A 16,912-nucleotide genomic window follows, 5' to 3' on the forward strand; every position below is an offset into this window, starting at 1 on the left:
CCGGCCCTCCACCCCCCGGCCCGCCATTCCTTGGCACGCCCTCTCCCGGCCCCCCCCTTCCCCGAAAGGGAGCAGAAACATGGAAACCGGTCTGGATGCCGGTACGTACGACGTACTGCGCGACCGGCTGGCCGGACAGGCCACCGAACTCGCCCGGCGCGCCGAGGCGCTGAACACCCGCCGCACCGAGGCGTTCGGCTCCACCGAGCTGGAGCTCACCGGCACGGAGCGCATCCGCACGGAGAACAACTGCGTGCCGCGCGACATCGCCTCCGTCGGCGGCAAGCTGCTCTTCGGCTACAACGTCTTCATCGGGCTCAAGCCCGAGACCGCGGTCGGCGACGTCTTCGCCCTGCACGACCACGAGCTGAACCGGCTGCCCGAGGACGCGCTGCCCGGCCTGCTCGACGACCCGGCGTTCGTCCGCGAGTTCACCGCGCTGTACCGCTACTACCGCGACGCGCACCTGCTGCAGCTGCGGCACATCGACGGCAAGCTGCTCGCGGTGTTCCAGACCGGCGAGAAGGCCTCCGACATCCGCGTCCTGCGCTGGAGTGTCAGCGCCGACGGCACCGCGAAGTTCCTGGACGCGCGCGGCGACAAGGACCACGTCTTCCCGCCGTCCCACGACTTCGAGTGGACCGAGGCGACCCGCGAGGACCACGTCCTGGGCCGCCACCCGCACATCTCCATCGGCGGCGAGGTCTTCGTCGAGACCGTCGGCGGCACCCTCACCGTCAAGATCGAGGACAACACCGAGTCCGGCGAGGGCGTCTTCTCCGAGCCCGTCGACGAGCCGCTGCAGTCGCTCGCCGACGCGGACGTGGCGTACGCGCGCGTGGGCGCGCTGATCCTGCTGCGCATCCGCCCGTACAAGGAGGAGACCAGCCGCTACCTCGTCTACAACACCACCACCAAGACGGTGGTGCGCCTGGACGGCATCGGGCAGGCCTGCCGGCGGCTCCCCGAGGACCAGGGCATCATCTTCCCCGGCGGCTACTGCCTGGCCACCGGCGCGTCCAAGGCCTTCGACACCCATGCCTTCCCGGTGGCGGACCTCGAGTTCGAGCGGATGCTGCGCTCCCCCAACGGCGAAGACGTCCTGTTCGCCTTCCACGCGCGTGTGGAAGGCCGCAGCCTGCTGCTGCCCTACAACGTCATCCGCAAGGAAGTCGCCACCCCGCTCGCCTGCCACGGCTGGGCGCTGTTCGACGACGGCACGCTGATCGTGCTGCGCGCCGACTCCGACGAACCGGCCCGGGTGCACCCCCTCCAGCTGTGGCAGAGCCCGTACGTCTCCGACACGCACGCCGCGTCCGCGCCCCTCGGCGAGGGCCCGCTGGCCCGGATCGGCAACGCCGACCTGGTACGCGGTATCTCGGACTGTCTGTCCATCGCCCGCGCCGTCACCGAGACCACCCCCGCCGGCGGCGTCTACGAGGCCCTGGTCGCGTCCTGCACCCGTGCCGCCGACCAGTACCACTGGCTCGGCCAGGCCGAGGTGGGCGATCTGCACGCGCCGCTCAGCGAGGTGCGGGCCACCGCCGAGCAGGTGCTGGGCGAGTTCGAGACCGTACAGGCGCTGACCCGGCAGGCCGCGCAGGCGCTGGACGAGGCCGCCGCGCGGCTCGCCACGCTGGTACGCCGCATCCGCGGTGAGGCGCCGCGCACCGCCGAGCAGTGGGTGACGGGGCTCACCGAACTGCGTCAGGCACAGGGGCAGTTGATCACCCTCAAGGAGATGCGGTACGCGGACACCGAGCGTATCGAGGCGCTGTCCGAGGACGTCGAAGCCGACATCACCACCACCGCGCAGCGCGCGGTCGCGTTCCTGCAACGCGACGACGCCTTCACCGACTACCACGCCGAGGTGGAGCGCCTGGTCGCCGAGGCCGATGCGGTGGCGACCGTCGCCGAGGCCGACCCGGTGGCGGTGACGCTGGAGGAGCGGACCGAGGGGCTTCAGGTCCTCACCGAGACCGTCGCGGGCCTGGACATCGGTGACGCCACCGTGCGTACGTCGATCCTGGAGCGGATCGCCGAGGTACTCGGGGGCGTCAACCGCGCCCGCGCCACGCTGGCCGCGCGCCGCAGGGACCTGCTCGACAGCGAGGGCCGGGCAGAGTTCGCAGCGGAGTTCGCGCTCCTGGGCCAGGCCGTCACGGGCGCGCTGGCCGCCGCGGACACGCCGACGGCCTGCGAGGAGCAGTTGGCGCGACTGCTGCTCCAGCTGGAGAACCTGGAGTCGCGGTTCGCCGAATTCGACGACTTCCTGGCCGAGTTGGGCGAGAAGCGCAGCGAGGTGTACGAGGCGTTCTCGGCCCGCAAGCAGACCCTGGAGGACGCCAGGGCCCGGCACGCCGAGCGGCTCGCCGAGTCCGCCGCGCGGGTCCTGGAGACCATCACGCGCCGCGCCGCCCAGCTCGCCGACGTCGACGCGATCAACACGTACTTCGCGTCCGACCCGATGGTCGCCAAGGTCCTGCGGACCGCCGACGAGCTGCGTGAACTGGGCGACCAGGTGCGCTCCGACGAGCTGGACGGCCGTCTCAAGGCGGCCCGCCAGGAGGCGTCCCGCGCGCTGCGCGACCGGTCCGACCTGTACTCGGACGGCGGGGCCGTGATCCGGCTCGGCAAGCACCGGTTCGCGGTCAACACGCAGGCACTTGACCTGACGTTGGTGCCGCGGGGCGAGGGCCTGTCCTTCGCGCTGACCGGTACGGACTACCGGGCCCCGGTGACCGACCCGGCGTTCGCCGAGACCCGCCCGTACTGGGACCGACTGCTGCCGTCCGAGTCGCCCGAGGTGTATCGCGCGGAGTACCTGGCGGCGCGGCTGCTCGCCGAGCACGGGGCCGCCGCGCTGGCGTCGGCGGATCTGGCGTCCCTCGTACGGGGGGCGGCGGACGAGGCGTACGACGAGGGCTACGAGCGGGGCGTGCACGACCATGACGCCGCGCTGATCCTGGCGGCGCTGGTGCGGCTGCACAGCGAGGCGGGGCTGCTGCGGTTCGCTCCCGTGGAGCGGGCCGCCGCCCAGGAGTTCTGGGCACTGGGGGCCACCGAGTCCGAGCGGGACACCTGGACGCGCCGGGCGGTGTCCATGGCGCGGGCCCGTGAGACGTTCGGCCTCGCCCCCGCGATCACCGATCTCCAGGCGGAGTTGGCGGCGGCGATGGCGGACGGCGTCACGGCGCCCGCCACCGGCCCCCGCGCGCGCGTGGACTTCGCGCTCGCCGCCGAGTACCTCTTCGAGGAGCTGGCGGGTAACACCGGTGGTTTCGCGAGTAGTTCGGCGGCCCGCGGCCTGGTCGACAAGTTCCGGCACGCCGTGGACACGTCGGCGTACGACGACGATCTGCGCCAGCTCGCGGACACCGGCGCCCGGCGCCAGCTCGTCGAGGCCTGGCTCGGCTCGTACGCCGCGTCGTCCGGCGAGCGGGTCGACGCCGGGGACCTCGCCGAAGCGGTCGTCATCGAGCTGTGCCCGGACCTGGAGCGGTACGAGTCGACGGCGCCGCTCGCCGAGCGGGTCGAAGGGCTGCTCGGCGCGCACTCGCGCGTCGAGGGCCGCGCGCTCACCGTCCGGATCGACGAATTCCTGGCCCGTACCCGCGAGTTCGACCGTGTCGGCGTGCCCGGCTTCCGGGCCTACCAGCAGCGGCGTACCAGCTTGGTGAGCGCGGAGCGCGAGCGGCTGCGGCTGTCGGAGTTCAAGCCGAAGGTGATGAGCGCCTTCGTCCGTAACCGTCTGATCGACGAGGTGTATCTGCCGCTGATCGGCGACAACCTCGCCAAGCAGATCGGCACGGCGGATGCCGACAAGCGCACCGACAGCAACGGTCTGTTGCTGCTCATCTCGCCGCCCGGCTACGGCAAGACGACGCTCATGGAGTACGTGGCCGACCGGCTCGGCCTGGTCCTGGTCAAGGTGAACGGTCCGGCGCTCGGGCACACCGTCACCTCGCTCGACCCGGCCGAGGCACCGAACGCGACCGCGCGCCAGGAGATCGACAAGATCAACTTTGCTCTGGAGGCGGGCAACAACACCCTGCTCTACCTGGACGACATCCAGCACACCTCGCCGGAGCTGCTACAGAAGTTCATCTCGCTCTGTGACGGGCAGCGCCGGATGGAGGGCGTCTGGAACGGCACCACACGCACCTACGACCTGCGCGGCAAGCGCTTCGCGGTCTGCATGGCGGGCAACCCCTACACCGAGTCGGGACAGCGTTTCCGTATCCCCGACATGCTCGCCAACCGTGCCGATGTGTGGAACCTCGGTGACGTGCTGTCGGGCAAGGAGGACGTGTTCGCGTACAGCTTCGTCGAGAACGCGCTGACCTCGAACGCCGTGCTCGCCCCGCTCGCCGGACGCGACCGCGGTGACCTCGACCTCCTGGTGCGGCTCGCGCAGGATGACCCGACGGCGCACCCGGACCGGCTGCAACACCCGTACGCCCCGGCGGAGTTGGAGCGGGTGTTGTCCGTACTGCGCCATCTGCTCACCGCGCGGCGGACGGTGCTGGCCGTCAACGAGGCGTATATCGCCTCGGCCGGGCAGAGTGACGCGACGCGCAGCGAGCCGCCGTTCCAGCTCCAGGGCTCGTACCGCAACATGAACAAGATCGCGGAGCGGATCGTGCCCGTGATGAACGACGCCGAACTGGCGGCCGTCATCGACGACCACTACACGGGCGAGGCGCAGACCCTCACCACCGGCGCCGAGTCCAACCTGTTGAAGCTGGCCGCGCTCCGCGGCACGCTGACACCGGAACAGGCCGCGCGCTGGGCGGAGTTGACCGCGTCCTACGTACGCGCCCAGGCACTCGGGGGCGCGGAGGACGACCCAATGACGCGGGCGGTCGCGGCGATCGGGCTGCTCGCGGACCGGGTGGCGGCTGTCGAGTCGGCGATCACCCGGGCGGCTGACCCGCGCCAGCTGATGGCCAACCCGACGGCCCGGCACGCGGCGCGGGCGCCGGAACCGGAGGTCTGAGCCACGCAAGAGCCACCCGGCCTGAGTTCAAGCACTTCAGGCCGGGCGGCGCTTCGGGCCGGGCGACGGTACGTTACGCCGCGCCGCCCTTCGTGTCCTTGTCGTCGTCGACGATCTCCGCGTCGACGACGTCGTCCTGCTGCTCGCCCGGGGAAGGCTCCCCCTCGGCGGAGGCCCCCTCAGGCCCCTGCGTCTGCCCCTGCGCCCCGGCGTACATCGCCTGGCCCATCTTCTGGCTGACCGTCGCCAGCCGCTCGGTCGCCGTGCGCAGCTCCTCCGTGCTGGCCTCGCCCTCCACCTTCTCCTTGAGCGCGGCCATCGCCGACTCGACCTCGCTCTTCGTCTCCGCGGGGATCTTGTCCCCGTTCTCCTGGACGAACCGCTCGGTCTGGTACAGCAGTTGCTCGGCCTGGTTGCGGGTCTCGGCCGCCTCGCGGCGCTTGCGGTCCTCGTCCGCGTACTCCTCGGCCTCGCGCATCATGCGGTCGATGTCGTCCTTGGGCAGCGCGGAGCCACCGGTGACCGTCATCTTCTGCTCGCGCCCGGTGGCCAGGTCCTTCGCCGAGACGTGCATGATGCCGTTGGCGTCGATGTCGAAGGTGACCTCGATCTGGGGGACGCCGCGCGGCGCGGGCGGCAGTCCGGTGAGGTCGAAGACGCCGAGCTTCTTGTTGTACGCGGCGATCTCGCGCTCACCCTGGAAGACCTGGACACCCACCGACGGCTGGTTGTCCTCAGCGGTCGTGAAGACCTCAGAACGCCGGGTCGGGATCGTGGTGTTGCGCTCGATGAGCTTGGTCATGATGCCGCCCTTGGTCTCGATGCCCAGGGACAGCGGGGTGACGTCGAGCAGCAGTACGTCCTTGACGTCACCCCTGATCACTCCGGCCTGGAGCGCCGCGCCGACCGCGACGACCTCGTCCGGGTTCACGCCCTTGTGCGGGTCCTTGCCGGTGAGGTCCTTGACGAGTTCGGTGACCGCGGGCATCCGGGTCGAGCCACCCACCAGGATGACGTGGTCGACCTTGGAGAGCTCGATCCCGGCGTCCTTGACGGCCTGGTGGAAGGGGGTCTTGCAGCGCTCCAGGAGGTCCTGGGTGAGCTGCTGGAACTGGGGGCGGGTCAGCTTCTCGTCCAGGTGCAGCGGACCTTCGGCGGAGGCCGTGATGTAGGGCAGGTTGATGTTCGTCTCGCCCGCGGAGGAGAGCTCGATCTTGGCCTTCTCGGCGGCCTCGCGCAGCCGCTGAACCGCCATCTTGTCCTTGGACAGGTCGATGCCATGGCCGTTCTTGAACTGCTTGACCAGGTACTCCACGATCCGCTGGTCCCAGTCGTCACCGCCGAGGTGGGTGTCGCCGTTGGTGGCCTTCACCTCGATCACGCCGTCGCCGATCTCCAGGAGGGAGACGTCGAAGGTGCCGCCGCCGAGGTCGAAGACCAGTACGGTCTGCTCTTCGCCGCGGTCCAGACCGTAGGCGAGGGCCGCGGAGGTCGGCTCGTTGATGATGCGCAGCACCTTCAGGCCCGCGATCTCACCGGCCTCCTTGGTGGCCTGGCGCTGGGTGTCGTCGAAGTACGCGGGGACGGTGATCACCGCGTCGGTGACATCGTCTCCGAGGTAGGACTCGGCGTCCCGTTTGAGTTTCTGCAACACGCGGGCGTTGAGTTCCTGCGCCGTGAGCCGGGTGCCGTCCACCGAGCCTTCCTGCGGGAACCGCCAGTCGGCTTCGCCCATATGGCGCTTCACCGACCGGGCGGTACGGTCCACGTTGGTGACCGCCTGCCGTTTGGCGACCTCGCCGACCAGCACATCGCCGTTCTTCGCGAAGGCCACGACGGATGGGGTGGTGCGCGCTCCCTCGGCGTTGGCGACGACGGTGGGCTCACCCCCCTCAAGGACGGCGACCACGGAGTTCGTCGTACCGAGATCGATGCCGACCGCTCGTACCATGTCAGTCCTCTCCCGCTGCGGAGTGCCTGTCACTCCAGCACAAAACTTGAGCGGCGCCTTGTCAACAGGTACGACACCCCGGTGGGCTCTGTAAGCCCCACCGGGATGGGTGAACGCGCTGGCCGTGCCAGTTCAGGCGAGCGTGTCAGGCGAGCGTGGCCGAAAGGGTGATGGTGGTGCCGGTGAGGGCCTGGCTCACGGGGCAGTTGACCTTGGCGTCCTCGGCGGCCTTGACGAACGCCGCCTCGTCCATTCCGGGTACGGAGCCCTCGACGGTGAGCCGGATGCCGGTGATGCCGCTACCGGGCTGGAACGTCACGTCGGCCTGGGTGACCAGCTTGGTCGGGGGGTTCCCAGCCCGTGCCAGAGCCCCCGACAGGGCCATGGAGAAGCAGCTGGAGTGGGCGGCGGCGATCAGCTCCTCGGGGCTGGTCCTGCCGTTCGCCGCCTCGTCGGTGCGGGCCGGCCAGGAGACCGGGTACTGACCGATGCCGGACGAGTCCAGGGCGACCTCGCCCTCACCCTCCCGCAGACTGCCGGTCCAGACGGTGTGCGCGCTGCGCGTGGCTGCCACGATGATTCCCTTCGGTGTGGGGCTCAGTGCTCCACCTATCCGATCACACCTGCCGTTACCTCATGTGGAACACCGGACCACGGGCGGTGAACGGGAGGGGGGCGAACCCACAGGGCCGAGCCCCGTAGACCGGGGTAAACCGGGTTCCGCGAGACACTCGCCCGCCTCACCACAACGGATAGGACACGGTCTAACTATCCGGTCTGGAATCTTCCCGTACCACCCTGGCCACCTGCGGCCCGTCAGCCTCGGCCAGCCACCGTCGTAGCACCTGGTGCACCTGCTCGGCGCCGACCAGCTCACCGCCGTCGGGGACCGGGTCCGACAGGACGCGGGGGGCCAGCAGGAAGGGTCGCCCCTGGGCCCCGCCGAGTCCGCCGTGCGAGCCGATCTGTTCCTCGAAGGCGAGTACCTCTCCGCTGACCGGGTCGCACCACGAGTTGACCATGATGTCGGCGACATGCGGGAAGGAGTCGGTACGGCGTACGGCGTCGGCGGCGCCGGGACCGAAGGCGGCCAGCAGCTCCGCCACGTCCGCGTCGCGCCGTACCGGGTCAGGGTCGTCCAGGCGGACCTCCGCGCCGTGCGCCCCGAGCACCAGAGCGCCGTGCCGCTCTCCGCGTACCAGCAGGAACCCGACGCCGGGGTGGTTGGCGAGCGTGGGCAGGAGCGCCGGGTGCCGCCGGTCGATCTCCTCGCGGGTCATCCGGTGCGCCACATCGGGGAACGAGATCAGGCCGAGGTTGCCCGAGGCCAGGACGACGGGCTCGGAGTGCCGCGCCGGACGGGGCTGGTCCGTGTCCTCCTCAACGGGCCGGTGCAGGGCGGTCAGCACGGCAGCGCGCGCCTCGGCACCACTGTGGGTACGCCGGGCCCGGCGCGGCACGGGCAGTCCGCACCCGGCCTTGACGAGGTCGCCGAGGGTGAGTCCGTAGCGGGCCCGGAACGTCTCGCCCGGGCTCTGCCCGTGATCGGAGAGCAGCACGATCCGGTAGCCACGCGGGGCGTGTTCGGTGACCTTGGCGATCAGGGCGAGTGACCGGTCCAGGCGTGCCAGCACCTGTTCGGCGTCCCGGCCGCACGGCCCGGAGTGGTGGGCCACCTCGTCGTACGCCACCAGGTCCGCGTAGACGGCGTTGCGCCCGGCGAGCATGTCGCCGATCACCGCGGAGACCACCACATCGCGTTCGACGACGGTCGCGAAGGCGCGGATGAAGGGGTAGAGCCCGCCGCGCTTGACCCGTGGCCAGTCCTTGCGCAGCCGCGCTCGGGTGGACTGGCCGATCTCCCGGACGACTTCGGCGACGAACGACATCGCGGTACGGACGGCGTTGGCGGGGTCGGAGAAATACGCGAAGTACCCGGCGCGTGAGCGACGTCCGCGCTCCCGACGGGCCGCGACCGACAGGACCAGGGCCAGTTGGTCGGCTCCGCCGCCGAAGAGGTTGCCGCGGCTGGCGCCGTCCACGGCGAGCAGCCCGGGGCCGCCAGTGCGCCGCACCGCCCGGCGTTGGAGTTCGGCCGCGCTGGCGGGCCGGTTGCAGACCATCACCTGCCGGGTGTCCTTCTCGTACCAGCGGAAGGCGGGGATGTCGTGGTTCGAGCCGTGCAGGATGCCGAGTTGGCTGGCTCCGGTCTGGCTGGACCAGTCGGTGCGCCAGGGGGTGAGCCGGTGGCTGTGTTCCAGCCAGTGGGCGACAGTCGGCATCAGCCCCTTCTCGACGGCGGCCAGCAGGACGTCGTGGCCGACCCCGTCCAGTTGGAGGAAGACCGTGCCCGGGGCGCTCGGCCCGGCCACCGCGACGGCGCGGCGGCGGCGCCGGTCGGCGAGCCGGTAGAGCCTGCGGCGGTAGGCGTTGTCGTCGCGTACAGCGAGCGCGGTGGAGGTCGCCGAGGCCACGGCGGACATCACCGCGGCGACCACGATCGCCGTCTGTAGGTCGGCTTGGCCGCGACCGTCGGGGATCAGCCGCAGGGCGAGGCCGAGGAGTGAGCCGTTGAGGAAGAAGACCAGGAGGCCGAGTACCAGGGCCGGGACCAGGAGCAGGGCTCTGACCAGCAGCGGCCACACCAGGGCGCTGAGCAGTCCGAAGGCCCCGGCGCCGATCGCGGCCGTGATGCCGACCCGGGTGGCGCTGTCGCCGCCCCGCGACTGGAGTTGGAAGTCCGGCAGGATTCCGGCGAGTACGAGCATCGTCAGCGTGCTGACGCCCCATACGACGACCATCCGCCACAGGGCGCCCCCCGCCCCGCGCCACCGCCCCTCGGCCACGCCACGCTCCGCTCGCGTCCACAGTGGGGCCCGGCACGGTGCGGCCGACCCTCTCTTCCCAGCGTGGCACACCGAGAGAGGGGGCCGACGGAAGCGGGGGCCAGCGCGGTGCTGCTCGGCGGCGCTACCCGGCGGTGCTGTTCGGCGGCAGTATTCGGCGGTGCTACTCGGCGGCCAGCGCGTTGGCCCGCTCGGTGACCAGGAGGAGCACGCGAGCCGTGGTCTCCCGGTCGGCGGCCGGGATGTCGCCGTAGATCCGGCTCGCGAGGTCGGCGACCTGGGCACGGAACCCCTCGTGCAGCGCCCGGCCCTGGTCCGTGGCGCGCAGCCGGGAGTCCTCGCCGGGCGGCTGGTCGGCCAGTCCCGCGGCGGTCAGGTCGGCGAGCGTCTCACGCGCCGCCGCTTCGTCGATCTTCAGGGCAGCGGTCAGCTGGTCGACGAGGTCGCCACGTTCGACGGGTCCGTCACCCGTCACCAGGGCGCCCAGGGCGATCGACTGGGGGAAGGTGATGCGGGACGGGGCCAGCAGGCGCTCGCGCAGGGGCACGGTCGCGTAGTGGGCGAGGCCGATGAGCTGGCTGTTGAGCACGGGGGCAGGGGACATGACGACTCCTTCGCATCCTTAAGCGGAGAGCTCTCCGCTTGACCGACCTTAAGCGGAGAGCCGTCCGGTTGGCAATGGGTGGGGCAGGTTAAGCGGAGAACTCTCCGCTACCCTCGGGGCCATGACCACAGCTCGCCCCGAACGCGCCGACGCCGCCCGCAACCGCCGCAAGATCCTGGACGCGGCAGCCCGCGTCCTGACCACCCAAGGCGCGGCCTCGCTCTCCCTCGACGCGGTCGCCAAGGAGGCCGGAGTCGGGGTGGGCACGGTGTACCGCCGCTTCGAGAATCGCGCGCGGCTGGTCTACGAGCTGATCGACGAGAACGAGACCCGCTTCCAGGCGGAGTTCGCCACACACGCCGACGCCCCACCCCGGGAACGGCTGCGCGCCTTCCTGCACGGGCTGGCCGAACTAGCCGACGACAACCGGGAATTGCTGCTGCTCGCCGAGGCCAGCGTGCCCGCGGGCCGCTACCACAGCGGCCCGTTCCGCCGACATCACGAGCAGGTCAGCCAGCTCCTCGACGCACTGGCTCCCGGCGCGGACAGCGCCTATCTGGCGGACCTGCTGCTGATGGCGTACACGCCGGGTCTGCTCGACTTCCAGCGGGAGCACCGCGGTTGGTCGCTGGACCGGGTCACACAGGGCCTGGACACGCTGGTCGACGGCATCGCGGCCACCCACTCCCCGGGTCAGCTGCCGTCGTAGCCCGCGGTCGGCATCGAGAGGCGGCGGTGCACACGGGCCTTCATCCCGGCGTCGTAGGCGGGTTCGTCAAGACCCGCCGTCTCCAGGCGCACCCCCCGCCGCGCGCACTCCGCGCTGAAGTCGTCCACGGACACCAACGCCCGCTCCAGTACGCGACGGCTGGGCGCCACGAAGACATCCACCAGACCCGCCTCGACGTCGGCCCACAGGCTGCGGTGATCGGTGCGCAGCCCGTACACCAGCAGCTCCCGGGTGACCACGTAGCCTCGGTCCGCGGCCCAGTGCGCGCACATCGCGTGCTGACTGCGGCAGTCCACGAGGAAGGGGTCCTTGTCCAGCTCCTCGAGCGGCGTCAGGCTGGCGATCGCCGCGACTCGGATCTCGGCCATGCCGTCTCCCTCGCCTCGGCCTTCGCCGCAGACACTACTACTCGCCGTACGCTCGTAGGCAGTGGCCGTGGGCCCACGGAAGCAATCGAAGGGAGCCGGTGCGTGCCGGTGGAGATCACCTGGTGGGGCCATGCCAGCTGCACCGTCGAGGATGCGGGGGTGAGAGTGCTGACCGACCCGCTCTTCGCGCGCCGCCTGGGACATCTGCGCAGGCGCCGCGGCGATGTGCCGCCACCACGGGCGGCCGTCGCGGACGCCGTACTCGTCTCGCATCTGCACGCCGACCATCTGCACCTGCCCTCGCTGGCCCAGCTCGCGCCCGGCACCCGGCTGCTGGTGCCACGCGGCGCATCGGCGGCGGTGCCGGGACTGCGGAAGCTGGACGGCCTGCGGATCACCGAGGTCCAGGCCAGGGACGAGGTACGGATCGGGGACGTGACGGTACGTGCCGTACCCGCGCGGCACGACGGGCGGCGGCTGCCGCTGGGGCCGCAGCGCTGCCGCGCGCTCGGCTATGTGGTGAGCGGCGAGGCCCGGACGTACTTCGCCGGGGACACCGGGCTGTTCGACGCGATGGCCGACGCGGTGGGCGAGGTGGAGGTGGCGCTGCTGCCGGTCGGCGGCTGGGGGCCGTACCTGGGCGCCGGGCATCTGGACGCGCCCCAGGCCGCCCGGGCGCTGGCCCGCCTCGCGCCGCGCAGCGCGGTGCCGGTGCACTACGGGACGTACTGGCCGATCGGCCTGGACGCCGTGCGGCCGCACGAGTTCCACGGGCCCGGGATTGAGTTCGTACGGCAGGCGGCGCTGCGGGCGCCGGATGTGGCGGTGCATCTGCTCGGGCACGGCGAGAGCGTCCGCCCCGAGGACGCGAGGTGATCCTCGCCGCGGCGGCCGCGCTCACGCCGGAGACGACGACGCAGGCGGTCGGCTATCCGTCACTGTTCGTGCTGGTGGTGCTGGGGTCGTTGGTGCCGGTGGTGCCTACGGGGGCGGTGGTGAGTTCGGCCGCGGTGGTGGCCTTCCACCAGACGGAGCCGCTCACGCTGCTGTTCGTCTTTCTGGTGGCCGCGCTCGCCGCGTTCACCGGCGATGTCTGCCTGTACTGGCTCGGGCAGCGGGGGATGCGCTCGCGCAACGGCTCGCGCTGGCTGAAGGCCCTGTACGACCGCGCCCCGGCCGAGCGCCTCGCCCGGGCCCAGGCGAAGCTGCACGATCACGGCGTGGCGGTCCTGGTGGCGTCCCGGCTGATTCCGGCGGGCCGTATTCCGGTGATGCTCGCCTGCCTGCTGTCGAGCATGCCGCTGCGCCGCTTCATCCGGGGCAACGGCCCGGCGTGCCTGGCCTGGGCGGCGACGTACCAGCTGATCGGCATCCTGGGTGGCTCACTGTTCGCCGAGCCGTGGCAGGGGCTGATCGCGGTGGTCGTCCTGACCGTGCTGATCAGCGGCGCGCCGGGGGTGTGGCGGCGGGTGCGGGGGCCGCGCGAGCGTGAGGCGTGAGGCGGTGGGGCGGTGGGGCGGTGGGGCGTCAGGCTGGCCGTCCCAGAGCACAGATCTCAGGACGCGGCGGCCCCCAGGACCCGTGACGCTCCGACCGGCAGGTCCCACAGGTCCTCTCGCGGGCGGCCCGCCCGCTCCCAGGCGGTCCGTACCCGGGTCAGCGGCTCCAGCACGGGCTCGGCCGACAGCAGGAACGTCGCCCAGTGCATGGGCGCCAGCCGCCGGGCGCCCAGATCGTCAGCCGCCCGTACCGCCTCCTCGGGGTCGCAGTGCACATCGCGCAGCCACCAGCGGGGGTGGTACGCGCCGATCGGCAGCAGGGCGAGATCAAGTCCCGGGTGGCGGCGCCCGATCTCCGCGAACCAGTGTCCGTACCCGGTGTCGCCCGCGAAGTACACCTCGCGCCCGTCAGGTCCGGTGAGCACCCAACCACCCCACAGCGTGCGGCAGGTGTCGACCAGGCCGCGCTTGGACCAGTGGTGCGCGGGTACGAACCCGAACCGCACCCCGCGCAGGTCCGTGGCCTCCCACCAGTCGAGCTCGGTGACACACGCGAAGCGGCGGCGCCGGAACCAGCGACCGAGTCCCGCCGGGACGAACACCGGTGTCTCGCGCGGCAGCCGCTTGAGCGTCGGGGCGTCCAGGTGGTCGTAGTGGTTGTGGCTGATGACGACAGCGTCGATCCGGGGCAGCGCGGCCCAGCCGACGCCCACGGGTGTGATCCGTGCCGGGGTGCCGAAGATCCGGCGCGACCACACCGGGTCGGTGAGCACGGTCAGCCCGCCGACGCGCAGCACCCAACTGGCGTGGCCCGCCCAGGTCACCGCGATGTCCGAGACTCCGACGTCCGGCAGCGGCCCGGGCGCGAACGGCAGCCGGGGGATGTCCGCAAGCCCCTCCGGACGTGGCCGGATCGCGCCCTCGCGGGCGAACCGCGCGAAGGCCCGCACGCCGGGCAGCGGGGCGGTCAGCCGGTCGATGAAGGACCGGGGCCAGGTGCGGAGTTCACCGAGCGGGCGGAGTACGGGAGTGGCGGCCGGGGAGATACGGGACGTCATCGGCTCGGACTGCCGCGTCATCATCGGCTCGGACTGCTGCGTCATCGAGACGGCTCCTTTCGCTGAACCTGTTCGACGCGTCTGCTGGACGCCGCCGCGCACCGGGCCTGATCCACCGGACAGGGCAAGACACCTAGGCCCTTAGGCCCTGTCGCCCGGCGCATCGTCGGCCCGGTCCGCGTGCTCCTCGGCGCGGAGGGCGTCGAGCGTCGACCCGAGGGTGCTCAACGCTCGCCGCACGTACGGCAGTTCCAGGGGCGCCGGGGAGGCGAGTGATTCCAGCCGTTCGCTGTCCGTGGCACCGGCCAGCGCCCCGGTGGCCAGCCGTACCCGCAAGGCGCCCAGCTCGTCACCGAACCGGTGCCCACCGGCCACCGGCGTGCCGAGCCGCTCGGTGAGGTAGTCCTCCAGTTCCACCGCGTCGGCGACCCCACGGGCGGCGAGCGCGGAACGCAGGGGCTCCAGGTCCACGTAGAGGTGGCGCCCGGCCTGCGGCGGCCGGGCGACCCCGCCCGCCGCGCGTACGGCACGGTACGCGGCCGCGCCCACCCGCGCGTGTGACCGGGCGGCCGCCGCCACCCGCGCGGTGACCTCTTCCGGCTCCCCGAGCGCGTACGCGGCGGCCGCGGCGACCGGCGCGGTGACGACGGCGCCCAGCGCGGTGAGGACGTCGAGTGTCCGCGCGCGCAGCGCGGCTCCGGACGCGGTGTCGGGGACACGGGCGACGGCGACGGGCCAGTCAGCGGGCAGATACGCACCAGACAGGTCCACGAGCGAGGTGACGTGCCCGGGCGCCATCTCGGCAGGACTGATCAGCAGAGCGGGGCCGTCGTGGAGTGTGTCGCGCCAGGTTTCGTCCGTGAGGAGGTGCAGGCCCTCGCCCACCGCCGCCTCCACCGCCTCGTGCAGCACCTCGGGGGGTGGCACCGTGCCCGTCGGATCGTCGGCGACGGAGAGCAGGACGAGCCGGGGGTCGCCGCCCTCCGCCCGCACCCGCCGGACGGTCTCCAGCAGGGCGTACGGGTCGGGAACTCCCCCGCACTCGGCGGGCGTCGGCACATGGAAGGTGCCGTGGCCGAGCAGCCGGGCACCCGGCGCCCACCAGGCGGCGCACGGCCGCGGCAGCAGAACGTCGCCGCCGACCGCCGCGCTCAGCGCGAGCAGCAGCAACGCGGCGCCGGGGGCCGCGATCAGCTGCTCCCGGCCGCCCGGCAGCCCCCGGCGGTCGAAGTAGCCCCGCGCCGCGTCCAGCAGCGCGGGTCCGCCGCCCGGTGGTTCGGCGTGCGTACGGCCCGCCGCCGCGGCGGCCACCGCGGCCAGTTCGGGGAGCACCGGCAGTTCCGGACCCGCGGCGGGCGAGCCGTACCGCAGTGGGCCCGAGGCGGGCACTCAGCCCCGTGCCCGGGACTGTCGGCGGCGGATGACGAAGACGGTCGCGCCCACCGCTCCGGCCACCAGCACACTCCCGGCGATCATGGTCGGCGTACCAGCGTCCGTGAAGCTGCCGCCGAGGCCGCCTCGTACGCCCTGGGTGGAGGTCGGCGTCGGAGTCGGGGAGGGGGCGGGTGTGCGGTCGACGATGAAGGTCGCCTTCCACTGGCCGCCGTCCGGGCAGCTGCCGGTGACGGCCCACCGGGAGGTGTCGCCCACCGCGTTGGGCCCGGTGCTCGGGAAGTTGCTGGTGGGGGCGATTCTGGCGGTGCCGTTGTAGGCGGGGCCCGCGACGCCGTCGTCGTTGCCCGGGACCAGGGCCAGCTGGACGACGCCCTTCTCGAAGGCCTGGGAACTGGCGTTGATCGTCCTCGGCGGGTCGGCCTGGGGCGTGTCGCAGGCGACGGAGACGGTGACCGTGCCACTGGGCGCGACGGTAGACGGACGGACCTCGGCCGAGTTGGCGATCGCGGCTGGCGCGGACAGTCCGACCGCGGCCGATGCCAGGGCGGTGGCGGCGATCATACGGGCGATACGCATAGCGGAGGGGCTCCTTCTGGCGGCGGACGAGCAGACGCGGAAATCCACGCCACGAAGCCCATGAAAACCCGACATATCACCACACCGCGCGGGGCGGGACACCATTCGCGGTACCCGCGCCGCCGCATGGGTGAGCGCCGCGGCTGATCGCCGGGTCATGGCCAGCCGGGCAGCCTGGGGCCGATCGGCCCTGATCCGCCGGACAGCCCTAGGCCGTGTCCGCAAAGTCCCGCCTGCCCGGCGGCGACGGGACTTTGCGGACACGACCTAGTCCTGCGGGCGCCTAGTCCTGCGGGCGGCGGCCGAGGAGGCAGAGGAACTTGGTCTGTACGTCGGCGCCGGGCGGCGGCTCGACCGGCGGGTCGAAGAGCCCGCTCTTGGCCAGGTCGGCGGCGTACGGAGAGACCTCGCGCACCGCGTAGCCGACCAGCTCGTCCGGCAGCCGCTCGTCGGCCCCGATCGCGCGCGACAGGTCCCAGGCGTGCACCACCAGGTCGGTCACCATCTGTCCGCAGTAGTGGGCGGCGGGGCTGTCACCGTAGGAGAGGTGGACGGTGCCGTCGAGCGCCCCCGGCGCGCGGAAGGCGTCGTGGGCGTCGCGGGCCGCGGCGTCCCAGGCGGCGACCGGGTCGTCGCCGAGCTGGTCACCGTCGAAGGAACTGCCGACCGACTCGACCGTGGCACCGTCCTGGACCAGCGGTGGCACCCACAGCTGCTCCACCACGAGGTGGTTGACGAGGTCGCGTACGGTCCATTCGGTGCAGGGCGTCGCATCACCCCACTGCTCCGCGCGCACCTGGTGCACGCGGTCCCCGAACAGGTCGATCGCCTCGGCATGCCGCTCAAGCAGTTTGATGTGGAGTGCCATACCCCCATTTTCCCCGCG

At 72.1% G+C, this 16,912-nt stretch carries 13 protein-coding genes; 4 read left to right on the forward strand and 9 right to left on the reverse strand.

Annotated elements, in window-relative coordinates; translation table 11 throughout:
* The first annotated feature begins 79 nt into the window (after positions 1 to 79).
* Entirely contained in the window at positions 80 to 4,999 is a 4,920-nt protein-coding gene (locus GCN81_RS04655) for a DNA repair ATPase (RefSeq protein WP_156722149.1), read from the forward strand.
* 73 nt (positions 5,000 to 5,072) lie between these two features.
* Here the strand turns inward: GCN81_RS04655 and dnaK are convergent, their stop codons facing one another.
* From dnaK to GCN81_RS04675, 4 genes are all read right to left on the reverse strand, one after another.
* Positions 5,073 to 6,950 carry a molecular chaperone DnaK gene (dnaK, locus tag GCN81_RS04660; RefSeq protein ID WP_156722150.1) on the reverse strand — a complete coding sequence of 626 codons (1,878 nt, stop codon included), beginning with the start codon at positions 6,948 to 6,950 and terminating at the stop codon, positions 5,073 to 5,075.
* Between the two features lie 145 nt (positions 6,951 to 7,095).
* Positions 7,096 to 7,524 (reverse strand): OsmC family peroxiredoxin, encoded by a 429-nt coding sequence (locus tag GCN81_RS04665; protein WP_156722151.1) that lies wholly within the window; start codon positions 7,522 to 7,524, stop codon positions 7,096 to 7,098.
* Positions 7,525 to 7,714: 190 nt separating this feature from the next.
* Positions 7,715 to 9,796, reverse strand: a complete 2,082-nt coding sequence (locus GCN81_RS04670) for a phage holin family protein (RefSeq protein ID WP_407697932.1) — start codon at positions 9,794 to 9,796, stop codon at positions 7,715 to 7,717.
* Positions 9,797 to 9,959: 163 nt separating this feature from the next.
* Positions 9,960 to 10,400 carry a hypothetical protein gene (locus GCN81_RS04675; protein WP_156722152.1) on the reverse strand — a complete coding sequence of 147 codons (441 nt, stop codon included), beginning with the start codon at positions 10,398 to 10,400 and terminating at the stop codon, positions 9,960 to 9,962.
* Between the two features lie 121 nt (positions 10,401 to 10,521).
* Between GCN81_RS04675 and GCN81_RS04680 the strand changes: the two genes are divergently transcribed.
* On the forward strand, positions 10,522 to 11,109 hold the full coding sequence (locus tag GCN81_RS04680) for a TetR/AcrR family transcriptional regulator (RefSeq protein WP_156722153.1): 588 nt from the start codon (positions 10,522 to 10,524) through the stop codon (positions 11,107 to 11,109).
* Here the strand turns inward: GCN81_RS04680 and GCN81_RS04685 are convergent.
* On the reverse strand, positions 11,094 to 11,498 hold the full coding sequence (locus tag GCN81_RS04685) for a hypothetical protein (protein ID WP_156722154.1): 405 nt from the start codon (positions 11,496 to 11,498) through the stop codon (positions 11,094 to 11,096). The genes GCN81_RS04680 and GCN81_RS04685 overlap by 16 nt on opposite strands.
* Positions 11,499 to 11,600: 102 nt before the next feature.
* Between GCN81_RS04685 and GCN81_RS04690 the strand changes: the two genes are divergently transcribed.
* Both GCN81_RS04690 and GCN81_RS04695 read left to right on the forward strand, forming a co-directional pair.
* Positions 11,601 to 12,374 (forward strand): MBL fold metallo-hydrolase, encoded by a 774-nt coding sequence (locus GCN81_RS04690; protein ID WP_156722155.1) that lies wholly within the window; start codon positions 11,601 to 11,603, stop codon positions 12,372 to 12,374.
* Entirely contained in the window at positions 12,371 to 12,997 is a 627-nt protein-coding gene (locus GCN81_RS04695; protein ID WP_407697933.1) for a DedA family protein, read from the forward strand. The genes GCN81_RS04690 and GCN81_RS04695 overlap by 4 nt, the downstream gene beginning before the upstream one ends.
* Positions 12,998 to 13,053: 56 nt before the next feature.
* On the opposite strand, the gene GCN81_RS04700 is transcribed toward GCN81_RS04695, so the two are convergent.
* The 4 genes from GCN81_RS04700 to GCN81_RS04715 all read right to left on the reverse strand — a co-directional run bounded on the left by GCN81_RS04700 (position 13,054) and on the right by GCN81_RS04715 (position 16,894).
* Positions 13,054 to 14,076: an MBL fold metallo-hydrolase gene (locus GCN81_RS04700; protein WP_231626389.1), complete on the reverse strand. Its 1,023-nt coding sequence runs from the start codon at positions 14,074 to 14,076 to the stop codon at positions 13,054 to 13,056.
* Positions 14,077 to 14,196: 120 nt separating this feature from the next.
* The gene (locus tag GCN81_RS04705) at positions 14,197 to 15,444 is read right to left on the reverse strand and encodes an aminotransferase class I/II-fold pyridoxal phosphate-dependent enzyme (protein ID WP_156722157.1); all 1,248 of its coding nucleotides are present in this window, start codon (positions 15,442 to 15,444) and stop codon (positions 14,197 to 14,199) included.
* Positions 15,445 to 16,026, reverse strand: a complete 582-nt coding sequence (locus GCN81_RS04710) for a hypothetical protein (RefSeq protein ID WP_156722158.1) — start codon at positions 16,024 to 16,026, stop codon at positions 15,445 to 15,447.
* A gap of 283 nt (positions 16,027 to 16,309) precedes the next feature.
* The gene (locus tag GCN81_RS04715; RefSeq protein WP_156722159.1) at positions 16,310 to 16,894 is read right to left on the reverse strand and encodes a TIGR03086 family metal-binding protein; all 585 of its coding nucleotides are present in this window, start codon (positions 16,892 to 16,894) and stop codon (positions 16,310 to 16,312) included.
* Positions 16,895 to 16,912: the final 18 nt, after the last annotated feature.

The organism is Streptomyces apocyni, assembly GCF_009739465.1.
Taxonomy (GTDB): domain Bacteria; phylum Actinomycetota; class Actinomycetes; order Streptomycetales; family Streptomycetaceae; genus Streptomyces; species Streptomyces apocyni.

What these genes read in the sequence shown, in the direction of transcription:
- GCN81_RS04655 (WP_156722149.1), top strand. Translation starts at nt 80, where the DNA reads ATGGAAACCGGTCTGGATGCCGGTACGTACGACGTACTGCGCGACCGG.
- dnaK (WP_156722150.1), bottom strand. Translation starts at nt 6,950, where the DNA reads ATGGTACGAGCGGTCGGCATCGATCTCGGTACGACGAACTCCGTGGTC.
- GCN81_RS04675 (WP_156722152.1), bottom strand. Translation starts at nt 10,400, where the DNA reads ATGTCCCCTGCCCCCGTGCTCAACAGCCAGCTCATCGGCCTCGCCCAC.
- GCN81_RS04680 (WP_156722153.1), top strand. Translation starts at nt 10,522, where the DNA reads ATGACCACAGCTCGCCCCGAACGCGCCGACGCCGCCCGCAACCGCCGC.
- GCN81_RS04685 (WP_156722154.1), bottom strand. Translation starts at nt 11,498, where the DNA reads ATGGCCGAGATCCGAGTCGCGGCGATCGCCAGCCTGACGCCGCTCGAG.
- GCN81_RS04700 (WP_231626389.1), bottom strand. Translation starts at nt 14,076, where the DNA reads ATGACGCGGCAGTCCGAGCCGATGACGTCCCGTATCTCCCCGGCCGCC.
- GCN81_RS04710 (WP_156722158.1), bottom strand. Translation starts at nt 16,026, where the DNA reads ATGCGTATCGCCCGTATGATCGCCGCCACCGCCCTGGCATCGGCCGCG.
- GCN81_RS04715 (WP_156722159.1), bottom strand. Translation starts at nt 16,894, where the DNA reads ATGGCACTCCACATCAAACTGCTTGAGCGGCATGCCGAGGCGATCGAC.